Source organism: Flavobacterium johnsoniae (assembly GCF_001879205.1).
In the GTDB taxonomy this organism is placed as follows: Bacteria; Bacteroidota; Bacteroidia; order Flavobacteriales; family Flavobacteriaceae; genus Flavobacterium; species Flavobacterium johnsoniae_A.
Genome location: NZ_MLFK01000009.1, coordinates 51,964 through 76,734, shown reverse-complemented (window position 1 = coordinate 76,734; position 24,771 = coordinate 51,964). Strand labels below are relative to the sequence as shown.

Genomic DNA, 24,771 nt, shown 5'->3' with positions numbered 1-24,771 from the left:
TGAAAAAATATGAAAAAAATAATTATTTCGCTGTTCACTGTCTGCTTACTATTTACAAGCTGCAAAAAAGAAACTTCCGTTAAAGAAGCAGAAGGAAATAATGTAGCGGCCGGCGATTCGTCTGCTGTTAATAAAAACATTCCTGCAGGTCCTGTGGCAAACACTATTTTGACTGACGAATACGTAAAACATATTGGAGCAATAGCTTATTTGTGGGGCTGGCCAATGGTTAATATTCACAACAGAAAAGTGACTTTTGAGAAACTTCCACAGCCTATGTATAAAGGCGGAATTGTTCCTCTAAGCCCTCCAAATCAATTGTGTATGCTGACGGATTATATTAAACCTGGAGAAAGAGAAGTCGCCTGTCCTAATCAGGATGTGGTGTATGGATTTGGCATCACTGATTTTACAAAAGATGCAATTGTGGTGCAGGTTCCGGATTTTGGAGACCGTTTCTGGGTCTATCAAATCTGCAACCAGCGAATAGACGGTTACGCAACTATTGGAAAAATGTATGGAACAAAACCAGGCTTTTATCTGCTGACCGGCCCAAAATGGAACGGAAAAGTGCCTGATGGAATTTCTGGCGTGTATAAATGCGATACAGATCTGGGAGTTGTAATTCCGCGTGTTTTTCAATCAGATGATCCTGCAGACAAAAAAGCAATCCAGCCAGTTCTTACTAAAATAATGATGTATACTTTAAGTGAGTTTGACGGAAAACTAAAAACAAAAGAATGGTCTAAAACTCCCATTCTGCCTGCTGATCCAAAAACTGGAAATGAAGAAACAAAATGGGTAAAACCAGAAGTGTTTTTTGATGAACTGCCGGCTATTTTAAAAGAAGTTCCGGCGCTGCCAGGAGAAGAGGCCATTTATGGACAAATCCAGTCAGTTTTGGCGGCTGCCGCAAAAGATCCTAAAATTAAAAACCTGCTGAAACAAACTGCAATCGAAGCAGATCAAAAATTGATTCAGCCTTTGTTTCAATTCTCTAATGTGGGTTATCCGGTAAAAGATTATTGGACAACGCAGTCTAACGGGGCTCAATTTGGTTTGGATTATCTAACCAGAACCTCTTGTGCCAAAGCTAATATTTTCGTGAACAAACCTTTTGAAACAAAATATTTCTATCAGGACCGCGATGTATCGGGAACAAGATTACACGGCAGCAACAATTATACTGTAACTTTTGCCAAAGGCGAAGTACCGCCTGTAAAAGGTTTCTGGTCTCTTACTTTGTATAATGAATTTCATTTTTTCTCGCCTAATTCCGTAGATAGGTTTTCACTTGGAACCAAGAATAAAGGCTTGAAGTACAACGCTGACGGATCACTAACTTTATACGTGCAGAATACACCTCCGGCTGCCGATAAAATGAGCAACTGGCTTCCTGCACCAAAAGAAGTTTTCTCTCTTTACATAAGATGCTACTGGCCTGAAGAAAAAGTGTTGAAAGATCTTTGGACACCACCAGCTGTTATAAAAGTTTAGAATTAAATAACTTCTCATAAAAAAGCCTGAAAAGACTATTCTTTTCAGGCTTTTTTTTGCAGGAAGTTAAAAGATTTTAACGCCAGCCCAGCTCTGGAGCAATATATTTTAATATTGACGAGAGTATATGGACATTGTAGTCAACTCCCAATGTATTGGGTATTGTAAGCAGAATTGTATCTGCTTCCTGAATAGCTTCGTCTTGAGCTAACTCTGCAATAAGTTTATCCGGCTCAGCCGCATAACTCTTTCCAAAGATTGCCCGTTTATCTTGTTCTATATTTCCAAAACTATCAGACCCTTTACCCTGATCCCCAAAGTAATATTTGTCCTGATCATTGACCAGTGCAAAAATTGAACGGCTTACTGAAACCCTTGGTTCGCGCTCGTGTCCGGCTTTTTTCCAGGCTTCCTTATATAACCTGATTTGTTCTGCCTGCTGGATATGAAATGGTTTGCCGTTTTCATCATACTTTAATGTAGAACTCTGAAGATGCATACCATTTTCAGCAGCCCAAACCGCAGTAGCATTAGATGCTGCTCCCCACCAGATCCTCTCCCTTAATCCTTCAGAGTAAGGTTCCAAACGCAATAAGCCCGGCGGGTTTGGAAACATCGGATATGGGTTTGGCTCGGCAAATCCTACACCATTTAGTTTATCCAAAAAATCCAACGCTTTTTGACGCCCCATATCGGCATCTGTTTCTCCTTCTGCAGGTTCATAACCGAAAGAACGCCATCCGTCTATAACCTGTTCCGGCGATCCCCGGCTGATTCCTAATTGCAAACGTCCTTCTGAAATAAGGTCTGCAGCACCGGCATCTTCTACCATATATAAAGGGTTTTCATACCGCATATCAATCACTCCTGTTCCAATCTCTATTTTTTGTGTTTTTGCACCAATAGCCGAAAGTAAAGGAAAAGGTGATGCAAGCTGTCGTGCAAAATGATGCACTCTAAAATAAGCACCATCCAAACCTATTTCCTCTGCCGCAACGGCCAAATCAATAGACTGAAGAAGGGTATCACTTGCTGTACGAGCCTTATAGGAAGGATGATTCGCCCAATGCCCAAACGATAAAAATCCTATTTTTTTCATAGATAGCACTATTATTATTTACAATCCCAAATATACGCATCATTATTGAGTGCGGCCACAACCTTTCTAATAAAGAAATATTAAAAAATGCTTACTCTTGAGATAAAAAGTAATGACGGAAGTAAATCATTTCTACGGGTTGATTTTATTCCAAATGAAAATTCAACAAACAATTTCAAGAATTATATAAAATCAGCACATAGTATAAATTGTACTTTTAGATTGATCTAATTTCAAAAGAGACAGATCTTTATCTATTAACTAAAAATGATTTATTATGACATTCCAAAATTACTTTTATACACCAGAAGAATCTGCAGGTGATATGACATCTTATGAAGAACAGCTTTTATTAAATTATGATGATTATTTAGAGGGAAGCTTTGCAAATGCAAGTGCCCACAATCACTACAATTTAGAACTTGGAGAACTGGAAGAGGACTTAGAAGATGATTTCGAATCAGAATATGATGAAAATGACTGGGAAGAAGAGGATTCTGATACAAAACCGGCAGGAGAATATGACGAAAACGAAGAAACACCCGGAACTTTTGAAATGAGGAACTAAGCAACAACGTTATGAAAAACTTTTCAATGCTTTTAATAGCAATTTTCTTTTTTTCATGCCAGCAAAAAGAAAACAAGAATATTTCTGTAAGCAAATCAGATTCAGCTGTTACAAAGAAAAACACAGAAGAAAATACAACAGAAAATAAAGCTGAAAATAAACAAGTTGGCGACACCATCTTCATGAATTATAAAGATGAAAAAGATATCTTTATTGCTGAAGGTGTGGTTGATTCTATTCATCCAAGAGTTTATATGAAATTTAAAATTGAAGATCGGGCCGAATTAAAAGCAAGAATTGTAACACCCTCTGGCGGCGGAAACATTCGTTTTAACCAAATTATTTTTCCTGATAAAAGCACAGACGGCCCCTTTGGAATGGATTTAAAAATTCATCTTAAACAAAAGGGAAATTATATTTTTGTGATTTCCCATTCTCTTATGGCTGATAATCCTTATTGGGGCAAATTCAGAGTGGAACTGGAAAGTAAAAAAGAATAGTTTTTTAAAATATTTCGTTTTATCAAATACCGATCGGTATTTATCATTATATTTGCTGAAATTATTCATCTTAAATAATCATGAATACCGCTGAATTTATATTAGATAAAGTAGCTCCTATTTTTAACAAGCAAGGATATATTGGAACAAGTTTAACCGATATAACAAAGGCAACAGGTTTGACAAAAGGCGCTATTTATTGTAATTTTTCTAATAAAGAAGATCTTGCATTAAAATCTTTCCAGTTAAATATAAATTTAACCATCTCACCATTATTTAAATTGGTAGCCCAAACCCAGGGAAGCATAAATAAACTGTATGCTGTAACAAACTATCAGCGCAGCTACTATGATTTAGTTAAAGACCGTGGAGGCTGTCCTATGCTTCGAGCCGGAGTGGATACTAAATTCATAAATCCGTTATTGTTTAAAACAGCGCAAAACTTATCTCAAAAATTTGCCGCAGGCCTTAGCAGTATTATTAAAGAAGGCATAATCAATAACGAAATTCAGGAAAACACTAATCCGGATCAATATGCTAAGTTAATCTTATCACTTATTGAGGGAAGCTCTCTTTTGGCCTTTACTCATAATGATCAGACATACATGACAAATGCTATGGACTTCATAGACAGTACAATAATTAATCAAATTAAGAAATAAAAATTTTTTAACCCGTCAAATACCGATCGGTATTTGATATAATACATTCAAAAATGGACAAAATATTAAAAACCAAAAGAAAAGTAAGATTTCAGGATTGTGATCCTTTCAATCATTTAAACAACTCAAAATATCTGGAATATTTTATTAATGTACGCGAAGACCAAATCGCAGAGCATTATGATCTGGATATTTTTAAATATATGCGCACAACCGGGCTCAGCTGGGTTGTAGCTTCCAATCAGATAAGTTATCTAAAACCAGCTTTTACAATGGAAACAGTATTGGTTGAGTCACAATTGATTCAGTTTACCGATAATTTACTGCTGGTTGAAATGAAAATGTGGAACGAAAACGAAACAGAATTAAAAGCAATTCTTTGGATTAAATTTATCCATTATGATATTCAGGCTAAAAAAACAGCAGCACATTCTGATGATTTGATGAAATTATTTCAATCCGTTGTTTTACCAGTTGATCAGCCTGTTTTTGAAAATAGATTTTTAGAAATTATCCAAAGTTTAAAAGCAAAAGTAAATGCATAAAAGAGGCGTATTATTTTAACACATAGAAATATAGATTAAAATTCACAAGAAATGCGTTACATATATTAACAAACATAAATGTTAGAAACTAGTTTCTTTTCGTATTCTTTTGCATACATAAAAACCTATGTTTCTAAGTGTTAAATATTTTGATGATTAATCCCAGTTTCAAACCATTCGAAATTGGGATTTTTTCAATTTTTCAGATTAACATTTTATTTAATTGAGATAAATTTTGTACAGCTGTAACCCCTCCTGTTTGAGATTTAATCCCTAAATTGGTTGTATGAAAACAAATTGGGATGTACTCATTATTGGCGGCGGACTGGCTGGTTTAACGGCAGCTATTCACCTATCTCAAAAGAAATTAAAAGTAATGCTGATTGAAAAATCAGACTATCCCCGACATAAAGTTTGCGGCGAATATATTTCGAATGAAATTCTGCCCTATCTTTCGTGGCTGGGCATCGATATTTCGCAGCTAAATCCCACCCGTATTTCTAAGTTTGAATTTTCTTCGGCTGACGGAAAAAATGCAGCGGCAAAATTACCGCTGGGCGGATTTGGAATAAGCAGATATACACTTGATCATTTTTTATACCAAAAAGCAGTAGCAGATAATGTATCAATACTTAAAGAAACTGTTACCCATATCTCTTTCAATAATGATATTTTCACGGTTATGACTTCGGGTCAAACCTTAACTGCTAAAATAGTTTTGGGTGCTTTTGGCAAAAGATCAAATATAGATCAGGTTTTAAATCGGGATTTCTTTACTAAAAAATCGCCCTGGTTAGCTGTTAAAGCACATTATTACGGTAATTTAGAAAACGATCTGGTAGCACTGCACAACTTTAAAGGCGGTTACTGCGGTGTTTCTAAAGTGGAGAACGACATTATAAACATTTGCTATCTTGCTGATTACGCCACTTTCAAACAATACAAAAACATCGAAGATTATCAGCAGCATGTACTTTATAAAAACAAACATCTTAAATCTGTTTTTGAAAACAGTACACTTCTATTCGATAAACCTTTAACCATAAGCCAAATTTCTTTTGATAAAAAACAAGCAGTAGAAAATCATATTTTAATGATTGGCGATACAGCCGGCCTTATTCATCCGCTTTGCGGCAACGGAATGGCAATGGCAATTCACAGCGCAAAAATCGTTTCAGAACTAATTTTAGATTTTTATGCTGATGAAACCTTATCCCGTGAAAAATTAGAAAAAAACTATCAAAAAGAATGGAAACGCCATTTTGGGAAAAGACTATTTATGGGAAGAATTCTGGCCAGGATCTTAACCCATAAAAACATTACCAATATGCTTGTTTCCATTACAGCATCATTTCCGGGACTGCTTCTCGCCATTATTAAACAAACGCACGGTAAACCTATAGCTATCAAATGATCAATACACAATACAGGACACAAGAAACCGAAATAATGGATGATTTTTCTCTTAAAGGAGAAGAATTACGGGCTGCACTTGATCAAATTGCCCGTATAAACCAGTTATTGGGAGGTAACAATCTGACTCTGCATGGAATAAAAAGATTATTAAAACAAACTGATACTTCAAAAACAATTACGGTGGCAGATATAGGATGCGGCAATGGAGATATGCTGCGGATGCTGGCCAAATTCGGTAAAAAAAGCAATCTCAAACTAAAGCTCATTGGTGTCGATGCAAATGATTTTACTATAAATTATGCCAGAAAATTATCCAATGAATATTCAAATATCGAATACAAATGCGTGGATATCTTTAGTGAAGATTTTAAAACATTAAAGTACGATATTGTTTTGTGCACCCTTACCCTGCACCATTTTAGCAATGAGGAAATATTAAATATAATTACTACCTTTAATAAGAATGCCGAAACCGGAATCATTATTAACGACCTGCATCGCAGTAAAATAGCCTATCGGCTTTTTGAATTGATCTGTTTTCTTTTTAATCTCAAAAAAATGTCGCGTGAAGATGGATTAGTCTCTATTTTGAGAGGATTTAAGAAAAATGAACTGGAGGAATTCTCTAAAAAACTAAATATAAAAAACTATACCATAAACTGGAAATGGGCATTTCGCTACCAGTGGATAATTACCAAAAAATGAGTGTAAAAATTATAACTGCCGCTAAACAACTGCCGAAATATTCGCGCGAAACAACCGATATAATTCCCATGCTGGAAGGCTGGCTGGACGGACAAGACGAACGTTTTATCAAAAAAGTCAAAAAAATATTTGAAGGTGCAGCCGTAGACAAAAGGTATTCTATAATGGATCCCGAAGAAGTTTTTACTGCTTCATCTTTTGAAGAAAAAAATGATATTTATACCCGGGAAGTTATTATTCTGGGAGAACAAGTACTAAAGAAAGCACTGGAAAAAGCCAATTGGAATCCTGAGACACTGGATTATATTATTACCGTAAGCTGCACCGGAATCATGATTCCTTCCTTAGATGCTTATCTCATAAATAAAATGAAACTGAGACAGGATATTGTGCGTCTTCCAGTAACCGAAATGGGTTGTGCCGCCGGAATATCGGGTATTATATATGCTAAAAATTTCCTTAAAGCCAATCCGGGAAAACGGGCAGCGGTCATTGCCGTAGAATCACCAACGGCTACGTTTCAGCTTGACGATTTTTCGATGCCTAATATTGTAAGTGCAGCTATTTTTGGAGATGGAGCATCCTGTTGTTTATTATCTTCATACGAAGACGATTACGGTCCTGAAATTCTAGACGAAGAAATGTATCATTTTTATGAGGCGGAACACATGATGGGCTTTAAGCTTACCAATTCAGGTTTGCAAATGGTATTAGACATTGAAGTTCCGGATACGATTGCATCCCATTTTGGAGATATTATCCATCCGTTTCTTAAAAAGAATGATTTAGAGATTAAAGATGTAGATTACATGATATTTCATCCTGGCGGCAAAAAAATAATCACTACAGTTGAAGCGCTTTTTTCAGGACTAGGGAAAAATATCGACGACACTAAAGAAGTGCTTAGAAAATATGGCAATATGTCAAGCGCAACTGTTTTGTATGTTTTAGAGCAAATTATGGACAGAAAACCAAAAGCCGGAGAAAAAGGACTCATGCTTAGTTTTGGCCCCGGGTTTTCGGCACAGAGAGTTTTGCTTCAATGGTAATTATTAGATAAATAAAGATGAAATTAACCGATATTACAGCACTTCTGCCCTACAGCAAACCTTTTTTATTTGTTGATGAATTACTGCACGTAGATGAAAACAGCGTTTCCGGAACTTACACTTTTAAGGAAGACCTGGATTTTTATAAAGGTCATTTCAAAGATAATCCTGTAACTCCGGGCGTTATCCTAACCGAAACCATGGCTCAGATTGGTTTGGTTTGTCTGGGTATTTATTTATTAAGTGATACTTTTAATAAAGATACCGTTGTCGCTTTTACATCGGCAGATATGCAGTTTTTAAAGCCCGTTTATCCTAACGAAAAGGTCACGGTAATTTCTCAAAAAATATTTTTCAGATTTGGGAAATTGAAGTGCGATGTAGTAATGAAAAACGAAGCCGGACAAGAGGTCTGTAAAGGCATTTTATCGGGCATGATTACAAATAAATTATGAGCAGACGAGTTGTTATAACAGGTTTAGGCGTTGCGGCTCCAAACGGAGTTGGAATTTCTGATTTCAGCCATGCCATAAAAAACGGAATATCCGGAATTCGGCATGATCCTCAATTACAGGAATTGCAGTTTTCTTGTCAAATAGCGGGGCAGCCGCAAATATCTGATGAACTAAAAGCTTCTTATTTTACAGAACTTGAACTGCGCGGTTTTAACAGCACAGGTATTTTGTATGGTGTCATTGCCGGAATGGAGGCCTGGAAAAATGCCGGATTGCCTATAGAAGTAAACGATGAACCAGATTGGGACAGCGGTACTATTTTTGGTTCCGGAACCTCGGGTATTGATAAATTCCGCGAAAGCATTTATAAAATAGACGAATTACAAGTTAGGAGATTAGGCAGCACCGTTGTAGCACAAACCATGAACAGCGGTATCAGTGCTTATCTGGGCGGTAAATTAGGACTTGGAAATCAAGTTACCACAAACTCCTCGGCCTGCGCCACCGGAACTGAAGCTATTTTGATGGCTTACGACCGAATACAATCAGGACAGGCAAAACGAATATTGGCCGGAAGTACCAGCGACAGCGGACCTTATATTTGGGCGGGATTTGATGCGCTTCGCGTCTGCAGTTCCAAACACAATGATAATCCGGAGCAGGGTTCACGGCCTATGAGTGCCACAGCATCGGGATTTGTACCAGGAAGCGGCGCGGGAGCATTAGTGATCGAAGATTTAGAAAGTGCCTTAGAACGTAAAGCTGTTATTTATGCCGAAATATTAGGCGGAAGTGTAAACTCAGGCGGACAACGCGGTAACGGAAGCATGACGGCGCCAAATAGTACTGCAGTACAACGCTGTATTATAAATGCAATTCAAAATTCGGGTATTACTGCCGACGCTATTGATGCCATAAACGGACATTTAACTGCTACTACAAAAGACAGTCTTGAAATAGAAAACTGGACCAAAGCATTAAACAGAACTGGAATTGATTTTCCCTATATTAATTCCTTAAAAAGCATGACCGGGCATTGTTTAAGTGCTGCCGGAAGTGTAGAAAGTGTTGCCTCTGTATTACAGCTGCATGAAGGTTTTGTGTTTGGAAATATCAATTGTGAAGATCTTCATCCGGAAATTACGGCTCTTATAGATTCTTCAAAAGTTCCTTTAAAAACAATAAATATTAATCCTACTATAATTGCCAAAGCCAGTTTTGGTTTTGGTGATGTAAATGCCTGTGTAATCTTTAAAAAATTTCAAAAATAAACCTATGAACAAAGAAGAACTTATCGCCAAATTAAAGTTAATCATTAAGCCTTATACGACTAATACAGAAGCGTATGAAAACTTAACAGAAGAAACAGATTTCATAAACGATCTGAGTATCAATTCAGCTAATCTTGTAGATATTGTGCTCGATATCGAAGAAGCTTTTGATGTTGTAATTGACAATGCCGATATGGAACACATGCTTGATGTTAAAACCGCTGTAGAAATTATAGAAACTAAATTAGCCCAAAAATGATTGGCAATGATGTCATCGACTTACTGCAATCTCGCAGGGAAAGCAATTGGCAGCGCAAAGGATTTATAGAAAAACTGTTTACCCTTAACGAGCAGCTGCTCATTTCACATGCAAAAGATCCTGAGCTTATGGTCTGGATACTTTGGAGCATGAAGGAAGCGGCGTACAAAGTCTATAATCGTAAAACCAAAATAAGAGAATATATTCCAAAAAAACTGGTTTGTTCACTGGAGTCGAAAAATCTCGATTATATCAACAGGAATGTTATTAAGGGAAATGTAATTTGTTCCGAAGATCTCTATTATACCAAAACCATTCTCTCGAATAACAGCATTCATACCATAGCTGTCAGCATTTTAGACGATCTAGACAAAGTAATTGAAATAGAAAAACAATCGATTATAAAAGATCAAAATGGAATTCCTTTTTTAATTTCTTCACAAAATAAAAAACAGGATGTCTCAATAAGTAATCACGGTCGTTTTGAAAAAGTGGTTACCATTAGTTAAACTATAAGGGGGTTCCTTTCCATTACTTCAAATCAAAAGAAGAAGCTAAAGTATTTGGAGCAATCTTCTTCCCTATTCCAAAGAAGTCAATAACAGAAAATTCGATCGCAGACAGCAGAACTAAAAGGCAGCTGGATTATCAATTGGTCTTCAATAAAAAAAATCGTTATCTTTAGTAAACTTTCATTCTTTTACTATGACCGATAAATCTCAACTTAGAAGTTCCATTTTCAGGCATCTTGATGGCTTAGCTGTTGCACCTGTGGCAATAGCGTTAAAGAACAATGCTGTTTTAGAATTTATTCTGAATCAAAAACAAGTACAATTAAGTGAACTTATAACTGTTTTTAAAGCAAATGAAGGTTATCTGAATGTAGGTTTGAGAATTTTGGCTTCTCAGGGATTTCTAGATTATGAAGTCGATAACCGCACTCAGGAAATTGTAATTTCAGTAAATGAAAATACCCAAATCGCTTTTTCGATGTTTCATCTCTATCAGGATGTTGTCGATTTATTACAATATTCTATTCAGTTTCATGCTCGTCTCTTTGATGATAAACCATTTGAAAAACTCAACATTATTCTTGAAAAATACAAAAACAGCTACGGAATCAAACATTCGGATGATATCCTGACCAATAGCATTCAGGAACAAATTTTAAAACATATCGAAGGATATTTAATTGGGCCGACAATAGTGCGTTTGGCAATGAACGGAATGTTTCATAAGTATTTTATGGAGACTTCTTTCAGACCGGAAGAGTTTCATAAATCTCCCGAAAACTTTAAAAAAATATTAGACTTTTTTGTTCATCTTGGGTGGTTTCTTGAAAAAAACGGCAATTATCAATTTACCGAAGTAGGACTGTTTTTTGCAAAAAGAGCCAGTGCTTACGGCGTAACGGTTTCTTATCTGCCTACATTTGCTAAAATTGAAGAATTGATTTTTGGAGATCCGGCTGCTTTAAGAACAACAGCTGATGGCGAAAACGAAATTCACGTTGATCGTGAAATGAACGTTTGGGGAAGCGGAGGCGCACATGATACTTATTTCAAAGTGGTAGATGAGATTATTGTTAAACTTTTTAACCTGCCAATTGACGAACAGCCAAAAGGAATTTTAGATATGGGATGCGGTAACGGCGCGTTCTTGCAGCATATTTTTGAAGTAATTGACAGACAGACATTAAGAGGAAAAATGCTCGATGATTATCCTTTGTTTTTGGTTGGGGCAGATTACAATCAGGCAGCTTTGAAAGTAACCCGGGCTAATCTTATAAAAGCAGATATTTGGGCAAAAGTAATTTGGGGAGATATTGGCCGTCCAGATTTGCTATCGGATGATTTGAGAGAGAATTATAATATTGATTTAAAAGATTTACTTAACGTAAGGACTTTTTTAGATCATAATAGAATTTGGGAAGATCCGAAGCACATCAACAAAAACAGGATAAGTAAATCTACAGGAGCATTTGCCTACAGAGGAAAGAGAATCAGCAATAATCTGGTCGAAGATAATCTTTTGGAGCATTTACAAAAATGGTCGCCTTATGTGCGCAAATTTGGTTTGCTTCTGATAGAACTACACACCATAAATCCAAAACTCGCCGCCCATAATTTAGGAAAAACACCTGCAACAGCTTATGATGCCACTCATGGATTTTCTGACCAATATATTGTTGAAATAGATGTTTTTAATGCCGTTGCAGCCGAAGCAGGACTGTTTCCGGATCAATCCATTTTTAAAAGATTTCCGGATGCCGATATAGCAACGGTTAGCATCAATTTATTAAAAGGGAATTGATATTTTAAAACGATCTTAATACAAAATACTTAAAAGGCCCATTTCTTTCGAAATGGGCCTTTTGTTTTAAAGCATATAGTCATTATAGCGCATCCCAAGAGGCACTAGGATAATAAATAGAACTTGTTACAGGAGCTGTCCAGTAATTTTGACTGCCTCCACGGAAAGTGTGAAGACTTACTGCATTTACATTTCTCTTAGAATTGTTAGTTACCCATCGAATTTGTTGATTTAATATCTCCGTGCCATTTACATAATATTTTACGTATCCGTCAGTATTTGATCCGGTATTTAATTTAACAGATATTTGACAGTTATACGTCACACCTTCCTGGATGTAATATTTCTTTCCAAAATCATTACCAAATTGTCCCGGCTGATCTTTGTAATAAACATAAGGCTGTAAATAAGCACCACTCCCTTTTGCAGTGTTTGAACCACTTGGGCAATACCACATAAATCTGGCACTACCTCCATTACCATCCCATCCTGGATCGCCTCCGGTATTTTGATCTCCAATTAAGATTCCGTAGCCGCATTTACCGCCTCTGCTCCAATAAAATCCATTATTAAATTTCATTTGGAACCAAACGGTATAAACTCCGGTTGACCAAACACCATAGGAAGTACACAATCCGCCGGGACACGATAGCGTATTGGTTTGCAATGTAATTGTTCTGGCCGCGGCTGTACCTCTTGCCGTGACATTTCCTCCTTTTGGAGCATCAGCTGAGGCTGCATTTTCATCCACAGTTTGAGGGAGTTCTTTGTTAACGCTTTGCGCCTCATTTGGATCCTGCTCCTTTTCGCAGGAATTAAACACTAATGCTGTAACAAATAATAAACTTGTTAATTTTAATAGTTTTTTCATTTTTTAAAACTTTTTAAGGTTAGTAAATAATTAATGGTTAGTAAATAATAGATAGTTATATCAATTGGTACTGAAACAGAAAACTTCCTATAGTACTCAAAATCAGCATCAATTGACATTACAAAGGTGATTAATAAGAATTTTCATAGGGAGTAATTACGTACGATTTTGGGTACACAAAAATCCAATCATTAAGTTTTAGGTACATTTTTTAGGCTAAAAAAATGTTATCAATAAAAAAAACGAGAAAAATTTACGTAGTATTTAAAACACTAAGAACCAAAACCTTAATAAATCTCAAATGGTTTAAGTTGATTTTTATTGATGGCGATTTAGAATAAGAAATCTCACTCGTTTTTTGATTTCAGATTTTGGTATGAAAGCTCCATAGGAGCTGCATCTTTATAGCTTAATTTATTTCCATACACATAGAGCTCCATAGGAGCGGAATATTTCATACAATATATGTTTCGCTCCTATGGATCTTGAAATCAAGGGTGTGCAATTCCTATCGATATTATGCTCCACAGGAGCATTTTTTTGCTAAGCAATCTTTAAACTTGTCTCACTCTTTATAAAATATCATAAAAACAAAAAAAGCGAGTTAAATTAACTCGCTTTTTACTTTAGCATTCTTTTAAAACAGAAGTTGCTTATTTTACTATTTTGTTTTTAAAACTTTGATTATAAGATTTAAATTTTACTTTCGTCTGCAACAGCATCCTCCCATTTATCCCAAACTTTAACGGCTGGATTATATCCGTCATAACCAAAGTTCTGACTTAACTGGCCTTTAATATTAGGTTCAATAGCCAGTCTATACGGAATTGGCCAGTAATTATTACGCTTGTCCATAGTATAAAATTTTACACCTGGTTTAAGAGAAATACCTGCCGGATATTTGTTGTAAAGCGTATAATGTACAATACGCTGGTACCAATAACTTCCGCCTGTTGCATCTGTTCCTGCTTGTTTATCCCAATTGTCTTTACTGTAGGTATGTCCCCACTCATCTGGTTTTCCGCTCATGGCAAGACAGTGCGAAATACGTTTTAGCTCGACATTTCTCCATTCTTCCAGATAAAGTTCTCTTCCTCTTTCTGCACAAATATCACCAATAGTTACTGTAGTATACATTTGCGAAGCTTTTGCTCTTGCTCTTACCGCATTTACATCCTGAGCTGCTCCAGAAGCATTACCTTGATAAAAACGAGCCTCTGCACGTAATAAATAAGTCTCAGCTAAGCGATAGATGTACATGTGCGCGCTTGCTCCTGCAGTAGCACCCTGAAAATCATTTGCTGCCGGATTCGCTTCGGCTACAACATCGTGATAAAAGATTTTATAATGTGGAAAATCAAACCAGTCACGAATAGAATCCTGTGCTAACAACTTGCCTGATGCATCCTTCATTCTAAAGTTTTGTCCAGCCCACGTAGCACTGCCGCCTGCTCCCGGAGCATATTTAAGATCTTCCATATTCACCCAGTTTCCAACTGTGCTGTTGTGTCTAAGATCCTGCTTATCTTCAATATTATTTACAACCCACATAGGATGCTGTGAATAGTAAGAACCGCTGATCGTACCAATACCACGGCCTATTGCTCTTTGATAATCGTATTTTGCATTGTAATTAGTCTTATCTGTCAATGGAAAACGCGGTGCTGCAGTTTTACCGTCAGGAGTAATTAAATTGGCATCATTCCAGTTAGGTCCAAAAATTCTCATTGAAGAAAATGCTAAAAATGATTGAGCTCCTCCATTTGGTGCTACCAGGATAGCCTCAGTATTAGCAGAAATCACCTTGTTTTCAGGTCTGTGTAAATCCCAGATCACATTTCTGGTAATAGGCCATGCCGTTGGATTCCCTCCCGGATCAAAAATACCTAAAGTATTCTGTACCAAAGAATAACCTGATTGGTTAATCAAAATATTAGCCTGTGCTTCTGCTTCGGCAAATTTACCTGACGCTAAGTAACATTTAATTAGTAACTGACGACATGCACCTTTACTGACCATACCTACATATCCTATTTTTGACTGTTCCGGTACAAATTGTACAGCTTTCTCCATATCGGCTGTAATCATTTCAATGATAGCTTCTTTTTTAGTAGAATAATAACTCTGTTTAGGAACTGACAAGATTTTAGTAATCAAAGGAATATCTCCAAACTGATAAACCAGATTAAGATAACGGTAGGCTCTGTGAAAATAAGCCTGTCCGATATATTTATTTTTAACTTCTTCTGATAAAGTTTTCACATTACCAATAAATGATAATACGGTATTTGCATTCTTAATACCAGTATAGGCTTCAGTCCAAAGAAACCCAAGATAAATCGATTCGCCGCCTGCATCTCTTCGAAAATCTCCGGTAGGAACAATAGTATTCGCATAATCAGCAATATTACTGCCCGTATCCGTTTTTCCATATTGCGCCATATCAGAGAAAAGATACTCTGTACCAATAGGCACACTCACCCCCGAATAACCAAAGTGAATATAATTATTACGCAATTGTTTGTCGCAAAGAGCTAAGGTTGCCTGCAGCCCGGCTTCGGTAGAAAATGTAGTTTCAGGTTCGTAAAACGAAAGCGGATCTGCTTCGAGAAAATCTTTTGAACAAGAACCAGACAGCACAGCCAATGCCACAAAAGGCACCAGTCTTGTAATTTTATTTTTTATATATCTTTTCATTGTTGAATAATTATTAAAGTTGGAAATTAAAACCTAAATTAAACTGTCGCGTAGCCAATCCCCCTGTTTCCGGATCTCCAAAGTATTTCCATTCTTTAGAAGCAGCCCATGTTGCTACGTTTTGAACTGAAGCATAAATTTTTATACTCTTGATATGCACGCGGTCTAAAAGATCTCTAGGAAGCGTATAGGCCAGCGAAATGTTATCTAAACGAATAAAACTGCGATCATACAATCTTCCTGGTGCCACCGGAGTTCCTGCAGGACCTTTAGCATCAAGACGCGCCCACTCATTGGTTGGGTTGTCAAGTGTCCAATACGGATTTACATACGGGTTGAAATTGAATTTATATAAACTGGCGTCATTGAAAGTATTCATGTAATTTGAGTTAAGTGATTTACCTCCCACATTAGAATACATACTGATTGCCAAATCCCAGTTTTTATAAATCTTAAAATCATTGCGCAGCGACCACTGTACAGGAGAATTTGAATTTCCTAAAAACTGTTTGTCTTTTTCGTTATAAACCGCTTTTTTATAAGGAACACCATCCGGTCCTACTGCATCTACATCGTCTGCAGTATAACTGTTTGCTACTTTTGGGTCTCCAGGACGCTGTCCGTATTTTTGAGCCTCTTTCCACTCATCTTTTTGCCAGATTCCAGTAACTCTATAATCCCAGATTTGTGTGATCGGCCTTCCTATAAACCATCCGTTTGCTGAATCATCACCTTCTTTTTTCCCAATAACATTACCACTTGCATCCTTAATATCTACCATATTGCCGTATAATGACACTATTTTATTTTCGTTATAAGATATTCCAAATGTAGTACGCCATTCAAAGTTTGGCTTTTTCATATTAAGAGTGTTAATACTCAATTCCATACCTTGATTTTGAACCTCTCCAAGATTGGTTGCAATGGATGAAAATCCTGTAAAACCAGGCAGAGACTGACTCATAATCATATCATGAGTAGATGCCTTGTAAAGGTCTAAAGAAGCGGTAATACGATCATGTAAAAATCCTAAGTCAAGACCAATATTTGTTGAGGTTGTTTTTTCCCATTGCAAATTTGGATTTGCCAGACGATCAAGTGCTAAATACTTAATTTCAAGAGCTTTCCCTGAAGGATCTAAATATCCCATTGTTCCCGTATTTACTAAGTTTGCAACAGAAACGTACGGATCTGCAAGCGACCTGTTTCCATTTCTACCCCAAGACAAACGCAATTTACCAGTACTCATCGCATCCCATGTAAACCACTTTTCATTTTTAAAGGTCCATGCCACTCCAAAAGAAGGGAAAACTGCGTAAGGATTTGAAGCCCCAAATGCAGAATATCCATCTCTGCGGACAGTCGCTGTAAGCATATAACGATTATCAAACGAATAGAAAAGTCTAGCCATTAATGCATCTGCTGTTTCGTGTGTGTCGTTTGATCTAAGCGCACTATTCGCCATTGTTGCCGTGTTTACAAGGTGAAACCCTAAAGCATCCGAAGGCTGAATATTATAAGCATCCATTCCATCTGACCAATAACGGCGTTCTTCGGCTTCCTGAACAAAAGTTGCAACGATGTGATGTTTTGCAGCAATTGTATAATCCCAGGTTATTGTATTATTCAGGTTATAATCAAATCTTGTAGCATTATTTCTATTTACCCCAGTGGTAGCTGCCGGCCAGTTTGGATTTTGTGTTGATCTGAAATAACGATCGTGAAAAAATTGATAGCGAGGCGCAATGTTAAAGGTATACGTGATACCCAAAGGCAAAGTTACCTTTGTATTAAAAATGGTATTCAATGTCGTATATCCTGTCTCCTTCTCAATAAATTGGCGTTCGTAATAATAATTATAATTCTGCCCTGAAACATTTTTTCCCATTGGCTGTCTCTCATAGTTGCCATTTGCATCTCTAAAAGTTCCAAACGGGCTGGTTCTCATCATATTATTATCCCCGGCGTTTGTTCCTAAAGAGGGAGTTATATCTCCATCTGATCGATCCTGGAAATTAACATTTATTCCAAAGTCAAGCCAATCTGTAATTTTAGCATCGACTTTCATGTTAGAACGGGATGCTTTATAATCGTTGCCCACAATAGCCCCTTCTGAGGTTAAATAACCAAAAGACATATAATAATTTACTTTGTCGCTTGCTCCGGAAACACTCAAATTATTGTCATGATTAATTCCTGTTCTAAAAGAACTATTACTCCAATCGTGTGTTTTATCTGCCAGGAAATTAGCCATTAGTGAAGGATCAAAATTTAATCCCAAACGTGCTCCCCATACTTCTTTCGAACTTTTTCCGTTTGTTTGTGCAGCGGGTTGATAAGCTAACCATTGCGCTTCGGTAATCCCCCATTTGCCTAAATCATTAGGATTTGAAAAATACCCCGGTTTACCTGCAGCAGTGGTCCCTGATATCCATGCTTCATATTGCCCGGTTGCTGTATTAACGCCGTAAGTTTGGGCAGTTTCCCAATCTTCACGATATTTTAAGTATCCTTGTGGAGAATACACACCACGATAAGCACTCTTATTGCTAATCGTTGTATTGGTAGTAAAACTAACCATTGGTTTACCCGTTTTACCTTTTTTGGTTGAGATAAGAATAACTCCTGCCGCCGCTCTAGACCCATAAACAGATGCAGCCGATGCATCTTTTAAAATATCAAGCTGGGCAATGTCATCAGGATTGATTTCCGAAAGTTCTCCATAAAACTGCATTCCGTCTAAAATAATAAGCGGTGAATTATGAGGTCCGCCTGTTTTTTGATCTGTACCTGTATACACAGAAGTCTGCCCTCGAATTTGTATATTTCCTCCTCCTTTTGCAGAAGGGTCATAACCTACTCTTACACCCGGAGTCCCTCTTAATATATCCTGAACCGTCTGCGGATTTTGGTTGGCTAATTTATCAGGTGTTACCTGAACAATAGCTCCCGTTAAATCCTTTTTCTTCATTTTACCATACCCTACAACAACTACTTCCTCTAATGAAGTTGTAGTTTTTTGCATTTTTACATTAATTGTAGTTTTTCCTTTTACGGCAACTTCTGAATTTACATAACCCAAAAAAGAGAATACTAATACTGAATTCTCGTTTTCTAATTTTAAAGTAAATTTTCCGTCAAAATCTGTTAAGGTTGCATTCTTGCTTCCTTTTTCTAATATGGTTACACCAGGAAGCGGCAAACCATTTTCGTCATTAACCTGTCCGGTAATGTTTTTTTGCTGTTGTACATTTTGCTTTTCTTTTGTACCCTTAGAACTAATAGCGTATCCATCAACTTGAAATAAAGAAAACAATACACAAAGCATCATTATTTTCTTTTTCAAATCAAATACAGACACACAATCAGGACTTTTTTGAATCCTAATAAAATTTGTCATTTTTGGTTGGTAATTTGGTTAATTAAATAGTTAGTTTGAAAAAACCACAATGAGATAGGTGAAATATCGATTCGTGATTTGCCTGCAAATTTGAATAATAATGATTCTCAGAAGGAGTAATAAAATACGTTTTAGGGGATAAAAAAATCTTGGCAATACATTTCACCTTCGTTTTGTCTTAAAAAAATGACATTATTCAAAAAAAACTAAATAAAAAATATGTAATGCATAAATAATGATAATTCAATGTCATAAGAAAACCTTTTCTTTTAAGCCAAAAAAGAGGCTTCATTTAAAATAAGTATATTAACAACTCGCTTACAACATTCTAAAAAAAATCTTGTTACATTTGAAATTTAGAAAACAGGTTAATGCATTATCATACAAAAAATATACTCTACAGAACTATCATCCTTTTGGTGCTGTTCTTTGTATGCCTTCCGTGTTCTGCTAAAAGAGAAATTAAACTAGTTTTGGATGTTCCTGTAAACGAACTTAAAAACAACCAAAACAGTAATCTGTCTGCTACTTGTTTTATCTACATAGATAAAACCGTAAAAAAGGCTTTAGATTCTGTTAAGGATAAAGATTTAAAGAAACATTTTTTATCTGATTTCTCTGATTTTCAAAAAGTACTTAATGCTTCTAAAGTTCAAAGCATTTCTTTTCCAAAGAAAAAAGTGTTCAAAATCATTCCTATCTATTTATTACACGAACAATATCTGATTTGATTTTTTAATTGTAATACCCCTATACTTCAATACTTCTGTTAAACCGTTGAGCATAATTAGCTGCACTTTGCATTGATTATAAAATCATTTAACACATAGCTATGTTTATTAATACAAGTGAAACGCCTTTTTGAGATTATTTAATTCTATGCTTCTATGTGTTAAAATCAATTATATGCTGCAGGTTTCGGTTATTGAAGCTTTATCTATTTCTTATAATTAAATTCAAATTACAATGAACAATCAAACCTATTTATATAGCGGTATGTTTACTACAGCGCTGCGCTGGGTGGCAGGCTGGACTTATTTTTCTGCTTTTTGGCGAAGACTAATCTTAGAAAACAAATTAAATCCCGAGGAGGCAGGATATATTGGAGAAAAGTTCAACCATTTTCTTCCGCACGCACTGGGCATCAAACCCATCATAGAAAATCTTGTTTCTAATCCTGAGAGTCTTTGGTGGGCAATGGCTTCTTTTACTATTATTGAAGGAATTGTGGGACTTTTATTTATGCTTGGTCTTTTTACCCGATTAATGAGTATTGGCGTTTTTAGTCTTGCATTTGGTATTTTATTAGGTTCCGGATGGCTGGGAACAACCTGTCTGGATGAATGGCAGATAGGTGTTTTGGGAGCAGCCTCTGGATTTACCATTTTTATGTCCGGCGGAGGAAAATATTCGCTTGACGAATATCTTACCCGAAAAAACATATCTTTTACCACTAAAAAATGGTTCCGTTTTCTAGGTTCCGGAAATTTGCCATTAAAAGATCCAACTATCAGTAAAACAATATTAATAGGTTCTGTTTTTATTTTAGCACTTACCTTATTTACCAATCAATATTTTCATGGAGGTGTTTATGGCAAACTGCATAATCTTTCTGTACGACCGCATGTTACGATCAGCGATGCTTCAATTATAAATAATACTTTAAGTTTTACTGTTTTTAGGGATGAAGGCGCAGATGTTTATGGTTCTTTTCTTATTGAAATTAAATTAAAAGACAAACAAGGAAAAATTCTTTTTGAACAGAATCAGGTACAGCTGTCAAAATTAACCAAAGAACAGATCAAAAATGATTACGTTGCTAAAGTAAAACCCGGAAAACACAGTTTGATCCTGCCATTAGGCGCAAAAGCCCGGTTGAAATTTCAAATTCCCGAACATGAAAAAGCAGTATATACACTGGAATTAATAGATATTAGCGGCGAAAGCTGGACCACAATCATTCAATAAAGATCCTTTAAAAAAAATGATAATCCCTATGTTTTTATGCATAGGGATTATTTTTTATTCTGAAACTACTGTTAAACAACTATTATTTTACAATCACTTTTTTAGAAACCTTAAAATCATTTGAACTGATTGTAACTACATATATTCCTTCGGCTAAATTATGATTGATTTTTGCAGATGAAGTAATTTTTTCTGCTAAAACCTTTCTTCCGTTTATATCCGTAACTGTTACAGTTGCAATATCGCCTGCATTTAATTCTGGCAGCACAACATTAAACTCATTATTAACAGCAGGATTTGGATAAATGCTTACCAGCGAATTTTCAGTCACTGTTACCGCTTCAGTAAACTCAACTTTTTTTGATGTAGTACTTTGAAATTGCCATTGAGCACTTTCCCAATTGTTTTGAGCTCCTGCATATTGCGCAGATCCATTTAGGTTTTCGATATGAATCATGCTTCCTGTCTGCCATCTGTTTTTAATTCTTACCCACGTACCGTCAACATTTTCGTTTGACCATTGTGCACTCCACCAGCCAGTTGATCCTGCAGTACATTGTACCGCTCCTGTTAAATTTTCAATATGCATGATATCTCCCGTACCTACATTTTTTAATATAAAATAAGTTGCATCTACCGCTACTTTTTCCCATTTATAATTATTGTTTGCTACAGTTGGGCCATATCCTACATTAGCACCGGCATCATATAAATAATTACCAGTCCATTTGTTTTTAATCGTAAAATAAGTTCCTGTGGCCGTGTTTACTGTAATTGCAGCTGTGCTGGTTTTATTTCCATCTGCAGTGGTTACCGTAATTGTGGCTGTTCCGTTAGCAACCGCGGTTACCAAACCTGAACTATTTACAGTTGCTACACCAGTATTGTTTGAAGCATAGCTAACCGATTTATTCGTGGCATTAGACGGAAGAACCGTTGCTGTTAATTGCTGCGTTGCTACTACAGCCAATGTTACTGTTGTTGGACTAAGACTTACACTAGTTACTGCAACATTTGATGAATTTACTGTGATAGCAGCCGTTGCCGTTTTAGCTCCATCCTGAGTGGTTACCGTAATTACTGCAGATCCCTGAGCAATCGCCGTTACCAAACCAGCCGAATTTACAGTTGCCACGCCTGTATTGTTAGAACTATAGCTTACCGTTTTGTTTGTTGCATTAGCCGGAGCAACTGTTGGCGTTAACTGCTGCGTTGCGCCAACCCCTAAAGTAACTGCCGCAGGTGTTATCGTTACCCCCGTTACCCCAACTGGTGTGCTGGAACAATTTGTTGCAGCTGTCCAGGAAAATGTTCCAATTGCATTCGTTTCTTCATTAACTGTGGCATTTCCGCTTCTATTAGAATAATTCATATTGCAATAAGTGCCATTTCCGGCTGGAGAACCTGCTATAAGTACAAAAAAGCCTCGGCCCCAGTTTCTGTTAAGTACATTATTTCCCGGAAACTCCTTACCTGTTCCGTTGATTGTTATGTCTTTAAAAGAAAGATTATAAATTCCGTCTCCCGATCTTTTGCTTATCGAAATAGCGTCATTTCTTGAATCTAAGATATCGATATTGTAAAGCTGTACATTTTTAACCTGAGATCCTGCAATAGCGGCGCTAAAAATATCTATTGCCGCTACAGGATTGTTGTAGGTATCGTTAAAAGTACCGCAGGCTGTTACGGTGATATCGTGTATTTCATGCATTCCGTCATTGTTAAATGGCGCTCCTGGAAAATTATTACTAACTCTGATTCCTGCTTCTAAATTGTCTTTTATAATTAAATTGTAAGCTTTGTTATTTTTACCGCCGTAAATCGCCAGACCACAAGCACGCCAGCAGTTTTCCGAAGTATTATATCGAAACGTATTATTAATACATTCCAGTCCGTCAGCAGACCAAATAGCCTGATCGTCATCTCCATTGTTTCTAAAATTACAATGCTCTACAATCGCGTTTGCAGTTCCTTTGCAAAGATTAATTCCGTCAGCATAATTATTTCTAAAACGACAGTGAGAAAGCGTAAAGCCATCGGCAATTGCAGGACCTCCAGAATTGTATTGTGCAATCCAGGCACCACATTCAAAATGTTCTGCCCAAATATTTTTTATTACAGAACCACTCGTAAAAACGCCGTTTATGGCTTTATAAGAATTACTTCTGGAAGCTGAATTTGTGGTTAAATAAAGATCTGAAAATGAAATATTGCTGGCATTTGCGCGCAATCCTCCATTTAAACTGCTGGTATTGGTAAAATTAATCTGCGTATACCACATTCCCGCGCCAATTAATGAAGTATTAGCCGACCCAAAATACAATTCACGATTAACATTATAAACACCACTTGGAATAAATATTTTTTTACCGCCGTTGGCATCAATAAAAGTTTGAAGATCGCTTCCGTTTCCTGTATAAGTAACTGCGCCAGCCGGGGCCGTAACAGCCGTTGGAACCGGTTCCATTTCAGCAAAATCCAAATGAATATTCCCTGTTTCTCGTACCAATCTTAATGTTCCTGAAGCAGGAATTTTACTTGGAAGTTTATAGCGGACTTCGTCAAATCGCATTCTTGGATTTTGATTGGTAATTCCGTTGTTATTTGGATTTCCGTTGCTCCATAAATATTCCCATGACCAGGTAGAAGTCAAAGTAAGAGTTGTAATTTTGGTATTTCCATTATACACTCCCAAAGTCCCTGTTTGTCCATCGGGAACACTGTATCGAATTACAAGACCATCTGCCGCTTCTGTAAGTGTCCATTGAACTGCAGCATTGGCTGCCGACATATTAACACACTGTTGGTCTGAGGCCTCAGATTGAAGATCCGCCTGATTGTATGATTTTGCAGTAGTGGTGCTTCCATTAGACAATTGACCCAAATTTGCTTCATATCTTTTATACGGCGCATCATAATAGCCGCGTTGTGCATATATACTTGAAGTTAAGAGGACAAAAAAGATCCATAATATAAGAGTGCAGCATCGGCCTCTTTTAAAAAAAATAGCATGTAATTGTTTTCTCATAATTTTCGGTTTTTAAGTTAGATATTCCTAGAAAAAGGACATATCGAAACTAAACCGAAAAAAGATGTTTTAAAAAAGATGGAATAAAAATCAAGATTTACTCATCGAACAAAAACACATAACACATTTAAAATCAGATTATTAAAATTTTAACCCAAATAAAAAATCAAGAATAAATATAGATAATAAACTTACATTTTAAGATAAAAACAATGTGGATTTAAAAAAAATTAACGTCATTTATAAAGACATTCACTTTTTTTAAACTTTAAAATGAAAAATTATTTATTTAGAACCCTGAAAATTGCAAATTACAAACCTAAAAGAGTTTTTAATACATAGATTTTTCTTTACATACGATAATAGCTATTACTGAATTTACTACTTGCCGTTAAAGCTCCTGAGGAGCATAATATTTATAGCAATAATTTATTTCGACACACACATAAAGCTCCATAGGAGTGGTAT

20 protein-coding genes are annotated in these 24,771 nt (G+C 36.3%); 15 read left to right on the top strand and 5 right to left on the bottom strand.

Going from position 1 to position 24,771, the window contains the following annotated elements; all coding sequences use genetic code 11:
• Window positions 1-9: 9 nt before the first annotated feature.
• Complete coding sequence (locus BKM63_RS16270) at window positions 10-1,497, top strand: DUF1254 domain-containing protein (RefSeq protein ID WP_071637641.1); 1,488 nt, start codon at window positions 10-12, stop codon at window positions 1,495-1,497.
• Between the two features lie 76 nt (window positions 1,498-1,573).
• Here the strand turns inward: BKM63_RS16270 and BKM63_RS16265 are convergent, their stop codons facing one another.
• Window positions 1,574-2,596, bottom strand: a complete 1,023-nt coding sequence (locus BKM63_RS16265; protein ID WP_071637640.1) for an LLM class flavin-dependent oxidoreductase — start codon at window positions 2,594-2,596, stop codon at window positions 1,574-1,576.
• A 277-nt stretch (window positions 2,597-2,873) separates the two neighbouring features.
• On the opposite strand from BKM63_RS16265, the gene BKM63_RS16260 reads away from it, so the two are divergent.
• The 12 genes from BKM63_RS16260 (at window position 2,874) to BKM63_RS16205 (ending at window position 12,339) form a co-directional block, all read left to right on the top strand.
• A complete protein-coding gene (locus tag BKM63_RS16260; RefSeq protein ID WP_071637639.1) occupies window positions 2,874-3,164 on the top strand; it encodes a hypothetical protein in 291 nt (96 codons plus the stop codon).
• A gap of 11 nt (window positions 3,165-3,175) precedes the next feature.
• Window positions 3,176-3,664 (top strand): hypothetical protein, encoded by a 489-nt coding sequence (locus tag BKM63_RS16255; RefSeq protein ID WP_071637638.1) that lies wholly within the window; start codon window positions 3,176-3,178, stop codon window positions 3,662-3,664.
• Between the two features lie 80 nt (window positions 3,665-3,744).
• Window positions 3,745-4,326: a TetR/AcrR family transcriptional regulator gene (locus BKM63_RS16250; protein ID WP_071637637.1), complete on the top strand. Its 582-nt coding sequence runs from the start codon at window positions 3,745-3,747 to the stop codon at window positions 4,324-4,326.
• Between the two features lie 53 nt (window positions 4,327-4,379).
• The gene (locus BKM63_RS16245) at window positions 4,380-4,871 is read left to right on the top strand and encodes an acyl-CoA thioesterase (RefSeq protein WP_071637636.1); all 492 of its coding nucleotides are present in this window, start codon (window positions 4,380-4,382) and stop codon (window positions 4,869-4,871) included.
• A 286-nt stretch (window positions 4,872-5,157) separates the two neighbouring features.
• On the top strand, window positions 5,158-6,285 hold the full coding sequence (locus tag BKM63_RS16240) for an NAD(P)/FAD-dependent oxidoreductase (protein WP_071637635.1): 1,128 nt from the start codon (window positions 5,158-5,160) through the stop codon (window positions 6,283-6,285).
• Window positions 6,282-6,992: a methyltransferase domain-containing protein gene (locus BKM63_RS16235; RefSeq protein WP_242661165.1), complete on the top strand. Its 711-nt coding sequence runs from the start codon at window positions 6,282-6,284 to the stop codon at window positions 6,990-6,992. Before BKM63_RS16240 ends, BKM63_RS16235 begins: the two co-directional genes overlap by 4 nt.
• A complete protein-coding gene (locus BKM63_RS16230; RefSeq protein WP_071637634.1) occupies window positions 6,989-8,041 on the top strand; it encodes a type III polyketide synthase in 1,053 nt (350 codons plus the stop codon). Before BKM63_RS16235 ends, BKM63_RS16230 begins: the two co-directional genes overlap by 4 nt.
• 17 nt (window positions 8,042-8,058) lie before the next feature.
• Complete coding sequence (locus BKM63_RS16225) at window positions 8,059-8,496, top strand: 3-hydroxyacyl-ACP dehydratase FabZ family protein (protein WP_071637633.1); 438 nt, start codon at window positions 8,059-8,061, stop codon at window positions 8,494-8,496.
• Window positions 8,493-9,767: a beta-ketoacyl-[acyl-carrier-protein] synthase family protein gene (locus tag BKM63_RS16220; protein WP_071637632.1), complete on the top strand. Its 1,275-nt coding sequence runs from the start codon at window positions 8,493-8,495 to the stop codon at window positions 9,765-9,767. Before BKM63_RS16225 ends, BKM63_RS16220 begins: the two co-directional genes overlap by 4 nt.
• Window positions 9,768-9,771: 4 nt before the next feature.
• The gene (locus BKM63_RS16215) at window positions 9,772-10,026 is read left to right on the top strand and encodes an acyl carrier protein (RefSeq protein WP_071637631.1); all 255 of its coding nucleotides are present in this window, start codon (window positions 9,772-9,774) and stop codon (window positions 10,024-10,026) included.
• A complete protein-coding gene (locus tag BKM63_RS16210) occupies window positions 10,023-10,535 on the top strand; it encodes a 4'-phosphopantetheinyl transferase family protein (RefSeq protein ID WP_071637630.1) in 513 nt (170 codons plus the stop codon). The genes BKM63_RS16215 and BKM63_RS16210 overlap by 4 nt, the downstream gene beginning before the upstream one ends.
• A 196-nt stretch (window positions 10,536-10,731) precedes the next feature.
• Window positions 10,732-12,339: a class I SAM-dependent methyltransferase gene (locus BKM63_RS16205; protein WP_071637629.1), complete on the top strand. Its 1,608-nt coding sequence runs from the start codon at window positions 10,732-10,734 to the stop codon at window positions 12,337-12,339.
• A gap of 82 nt (window positions 12,340-12,421) precedes the next feature.
• Here BKM63_RS16205 and BKM63_RS16200 read toward each other — a convergent pair whose 3' ends face one another.
• The 3 genes from BKM63_RS16200 to BKM63_RS16190 form a co-directional block, all read right to left on the bottom strand.
• Complete coding sequence (locus BKM63_RS16200) at window positions 12,422-13,210, bottom strand: polysaccharide lyase (protein ID WP_071637628.1); 789 nt, start codon at window positions 13,208-13,210, stop codon at window positions 12,422-12,424.
• 693 nt (window positions 13,211-13,903) lie between these two features.
• The gene (locus tag BKM63_RS16195; protein ID WP_071637627.1) at window positions 13,904-15,907 is read right to left on the bottom strand and encodes a RagB/SusD family nutrient uptake outer membrane protein; all 2,004 of its coding nucleotides are present in this window, start codon (window positions 15,905-15,907) and stop codon (window positions 13,904-13,906) included.
• A 13-nt stretch (window positions 15,908-15,920) separates the two neighbouring features.
• Window positions 15,921-19,307 carry a SusC/RagA family TonB-linked outer membrane protein gene (locus BKM63_RS16190; protein WP_071637626.1) on the bottom strand — a complete coding sequence of 1,129 codons (3,387 nt, stop codon included), beginning with the start codon at window positions 19,305-19,307 and terminating at the stop codon, window positions 15,921-15,923.
• Between the two features lie 371 nt (window positions 19,308-19,678).
• Here BKM63_RS16190 and BKM63_RS16185 point away from each other — a divergent pair, with 371 nt between their 5' ends.
• Entirely contained in the window at window positions 19,679-20,038 is a 360-nt protein-coding gene (locus BKM63_RS16185) for a hypothetical protein (RefSeq protein WP_071637625.1), read from the top strand.
• A gap of 235 nt (window positions 20,039-20,273) precedes the next feature.
• Window positions 20,274-21,275, top strand: coding sequence for a TQO small subunit DoxD (locus tag BKM63_RS16180; protein ID WP_242661164.1), 1,002 nt, complete (start codon window positions 20,274-20,276; stop codon window positions 21,273-21,275).
• 82 nt (window positions 21,276-21,357) lie between these two features.
• On the opposite strand, the gene BKM63_RS16175 is transcribed toward BKM63_RS16180, so the two are convergent.
• The gene (locus BKM63_RS16175; protein WP_071637623.1) at window positions 21,358-24,303 is read right to left on the bottom strand and encodes an Ig-like domain-containing protein; all 2,946 of its coding nucleotides are present in this window, start codon (window positions 24,301-24,303) and stop codon (window positions 21,358-21,360) included.
• Window positions 24,304-24,771 lie beyond the last annotated feature (468 nt).

What these genes read in the sequence shown, in the direction of transcription:
- BKM63_RS16245 (WP_071637636.1), top strand. Translation starts at nt 4,380, where the DNA reads ATGGACAAAATATTAAAAACCAAAAGAAAAGTAAGATTTCAGGATTGT.
- BKM63_RS16210 (WP_071637630.1), top strand. Translation starts at nt 10,023, where the DNA reads ATGATTGGCAATGATGTCATCGACTTACTGCAATCTCGCAGGGAAAGC.
- BKM63_RS16260 (WP_071637639.1), top strand. Translation starts at nt 2,874, where the DNA reads ATGACATTCCAAAATTACTTTTATACACCAGAAGAATCTGCAGGTGAT.
- BKM63_RS16195 (WP_071637627.1), bottom strand. Translation starts at nt 15,907, where the DNA reads ATGAAAAGATATATAAAAAATAAAATTACAAGACTGGTGCCTTTTGTG.
- BKM63_RS16220 (WP_071637632.1), top strand. Translation starts at nt 8,493, where the DNA reads ATGAGCAGACGAGTTGTTATAACAGGTTTAGGCGTTGCGGCTCCAAAC.
- BKM63_RS16270 (WP_071637641.1), top strand. Translation starts at nt 10, where the DNA reads ATGAAAAAAATAATTATTTCGCTGTTCACTGTCTGCTTACTATTTACA.
- BKM63_RS16225 (WP_071637633.1), top strand. Translation starts at nt 8,059, where the DNA reads ATGAAATTAACCGATATTACAGCACTTCTGCCCTACAGCAAACCTTTT.
- BKM63_RS16215 (WP_071637631.1), top strand. Translation starts at nt 9,772, where the DNA reads ATGAACAAAGAAGAACTTATCGCCAAATTAAAGTTAATCATTAAGCCT.
- BKM63_RS16265 (WP_071637640.1), bottom strand. Translation starts at nt 2,596, where the DNA reads ATGAAAAAAATAGGATTTTTATCGTTTGGGCATTGGGCGAATCATCCT.
- BKM63_RS16205 (WP_071637629.1), top strand. Translation starts at nt 10,732, where the DNA reads ATGACCGATAAATCTCAACTTAGAAGTTCCATTTTCAGGCATCTTGAT.
- BKM63_RS16255 (WP_071637638.1), top strand. Translation starts at nt 3,176, where the DNA reads ATGAAAAACTTTTCAATGCTTTTAATAGCAATTTTCTTTTTTTCATGC.
- BKM63_RS16185 (WP_071637625.1), top strand. Translation starts at nt 19,679, where the DNA reads ATGCATTATCATACAAAAAATATACTCTACAGAACTATCATCCTTTTG.
- BKM63_RS16250 (WP_071637637.1), top strand. Translation starts at nt 3,745, where the DNA reads ATGAATACCGCTGAATTTATATTAGATAAAGTAGCTCCTATTTTTAAC.
- BKM63_RS16235 (WP_242661165.1), top strand. Translation starts at nt 6,282, where the DNA reads ATGATCAATACACAATACAGGACACAAGAAACCGAAATAATGGATGAT.
- BKM63_RS16240 (WP_071637635.1), top strand. Translation starts at nt 5,158, where the DNA reads ATGAAAACAAATTGGGATGTACTCATTATTGGCGGCGGACTGGCTGGT.
- BKM63_RS16190 (WP_071637626.1), bottom strand. Translation starts at nt 19,307, where the DNA reads ATGACAAATTTTATTAGGATTCAAAAAAGTCCTGATTGTGTGTCTGTA.
- BKM63_RS16175 (WP_071637623.1), bottom strand. Translation starts at nt 24,303, where the DNA reads ATGAGAAAACAATTACATGCTATTTTTTTTAAAAGAGGCCGATGCTGC.
- BKM63_RS16200 (WP_071637628.1), bottom strand. Translation starts at nt 13,210, where the DNA reads ATGAAAAAACTATTAAAATTAACAAGTTTATTATTTGTTACAGCATTA.
- BKM63_RS16230 (WP_071637634.1), top strand. Translation starts at nt 6,989, where the DNA reads ATGAGTGTAAAAATTATAACTGCCGCTAAACAACTGCCGAAATATTCG.
- BKM63_RS16180 (WP_242661164.1), top strand. Translation starts at nt 20,274, where the DNA reads ATGAACAATCAAACCTATTTATATAGCGGTATGTTTACTACAGCGCTG.